The sequence below is a fragment of the Rothia sp. HMSC065B04 genome, from assembly GCF_001812285.1.
Taxonomy (GTDB): Bacteria; Actinomycetota; Actinomycetes; order Actinomycetales; family Micrococcaceae; genus Rothia; species Rothia mucilaginosa.
This window is the reverse complement of record NZ_KV808410.1, coordinates 88,542-90,771: the sequence shown is the minus strand read 5'-3', so window position 1 is coordinate 90,771 and position 2,230 is coordinate 88,542. Positions and strand designations below refer to the sequence as shown.

The following is a 2,230-nucleotide window of genomic DNA, read 5'->3' as shown; positions in this document are numbered from 1 at the left end:
CCCGAACTGGATTGAGCACCCCCGCTCCGTTCTGGTTGACCACGAGTCCGGCAAGGCGTTCGTGACCGGCCGCTTCTTCGTATCCGCTATCGACCTGAAGACCAAGCAGGTTGAGAAGATCCAGCTCGAAGGCGCACCCGACGGCGGCACCCGCTACATCAGCATGAACATCCTGGTTGATGGCGGTAAGCTGTACGTTCCCGAGCGTACCGGCGGCAAGATTTTCGTCATCGACACCAAGACCTTCAAGGTAGAGAGCAGCTTCGACACCAAGGGCAACGCTGAGGGTGAGGTTCGCCCCTCCGACATCGCGATTGACCACTCCCAGAACGAAATCTACGTCTCCTCCCAGGGTGTGAAGGGCGCGAACTCCGGCGTGTCCATCTACGATGCGACCACCCACGAGTTCAAGAAGTTCATCCCGGTCGGCACCCAGGCACTCGCCCTGGACAATGACGAGGCGAATGACCTGGTGTACGTCTCTGACTTCGGCACCGGCAAGGTCGGCGTGATTGACGGCGGCGCGGCGGACAAGCTGATTGCCGAGGTCGCCATGAACGGCGGCAAGGCAAACGACCTGGTTGTGCTGCCCAACGGTTCCGTGGTCGCTGTGGACAAGCAGGCTGGCGCAACCGCAACCGTGCCCTACGTCCTCGACGGTACCACCGGTACCGTCAGTACCTCCAGCCAGGTCACCAGCAAGCCTTCTAAGGACAAGCAGGGCAACGAGGTTCCCGCCAAGACCTCCGAGATTCAGGCGAACTCCATCCTGAAGTTCAAGGTCACCGCAACCGCGGGCGACAACTCCGAGGTCAAGCAGGTCACCCCCGAAACCCGCGAGTTCCAGGGCTACCCGGCAACCGCCACCAAGACCACCAAGGCAACCGACACCACCACCCCCTCCACCGAGGCACACCGCACCGTGGATGCATCCGGTAGCGTTGCAAACATCATTCAGGGTCTGCCCGGCCAGTTCCAGGTTGGCTACTCCAAGAAGAACCACAAGCTCTTCGTGCCCACCGTGGGTGCGCGCGGCAATCTTGCTTCCTCCCTGGCGCGCGTGGATGCAGACACCCTGCAGACCGAGGCATTCGCCGAGCTGCCCGTCAAGCAGAACGACAAGGGCCAGTACGGCTACACCTCCGCGTACGGCGTGACCGTCGATGACGTGGACGGCACCGTCTGGGTCACCAACACCACCGACAACTCCGTGGCAGTGTACGATCAGCAGACCCTCAAGCTCATCTGGACCAACGAGGGCGTGAAGAAGGACGACCCGAACTGGATTGAGCACCCCCGCTCCGTTCTGATTGACCACGAGTCCGGTAAGGCGTTCGTGACCGGTCGCTTCTTCGTCTCCGCTATTGACCTGAAGACCAAGCAGGTTGAGAAGATTCAGCTCGAAGGCGCACCCGACGGCGGCACCCGCTACATCAGCATGAACCTGTTCCTCGATGGCGGCAAGTTGTACGTGCCCGAGCGCACCGGCGGCAAGCTCTTCGTCGTGGACACCAAGACCTTCAAGGTTGAGAAGACCATCCAGACTCAGGGTGAGGATTCCACCGTTGAGGTTCGCCCCTCCGACGTTGCTGTGGACCACTCGCTGAATGAGATTTACGTATCTTCCCAGGGTGTGAAGGGCGTCAACTCCGGTATCTCCGTGTACGACCTGACCACCGGCGAGTTCAAGAAGTTCGTCAAGTTCGGCACCCAGGCGCTCGCTCTGGAGCATGATGAGGACCGCGACCTGGTGTACGTGACCGACTTCGGTACCGGCAAGGTGGCTGTCTTCGACGGCCGCGCTGACGAGGTCATCGGTGAGGTCGAGATGAACGGCGCAGCCGCAAACGACGTGACCCTGCTCAAGGACGGCTCCGTGCTGGTCCTCGATAAGAAGGACCGCGACGAGAAAGTGACCCTGCCCTACGTGCTCAACGGCACCACCGGCGAGATCAGCACCGCCAGCGAGTACACCACCCTGCCCACCAAGGACCGCCAGGGTAACGACGTTCCCGCATCGGTTCAGCAGCTGAAGGCTAACTCGATTCTGAAGTTCAAGGTTGGCCTGAAGGACACCGACGCGAGCGCAGCTCCGGTGGGTATCACCCCGACTTCGCTTCAGTTTGCGGGTTACCCGACGGTGACCGGTGTGAAGGCTGAGGAGTCGAAGCCTGCTGACCCGAAGGCTGAGGACAAGAAGCCTGCAGATCCGAAGCCTGCTGACCCGAAG

Annotated in this window: 1 protein-coding gene; it reads left to right on the top strand. The window is 61.2% G+C overall.

Going from position 1 to position 2,230, the window contains the following annotated elements; all coding sequences use genetic code 11:
- Positions 1-2,230, top strand: a 2,230-nt coding sequence (locus HMPREF2845_RS07765) for an NHL repeat-containing protein (protein ID WP_070634385.1), incomplete at both ends; no start/stop codon positions are given.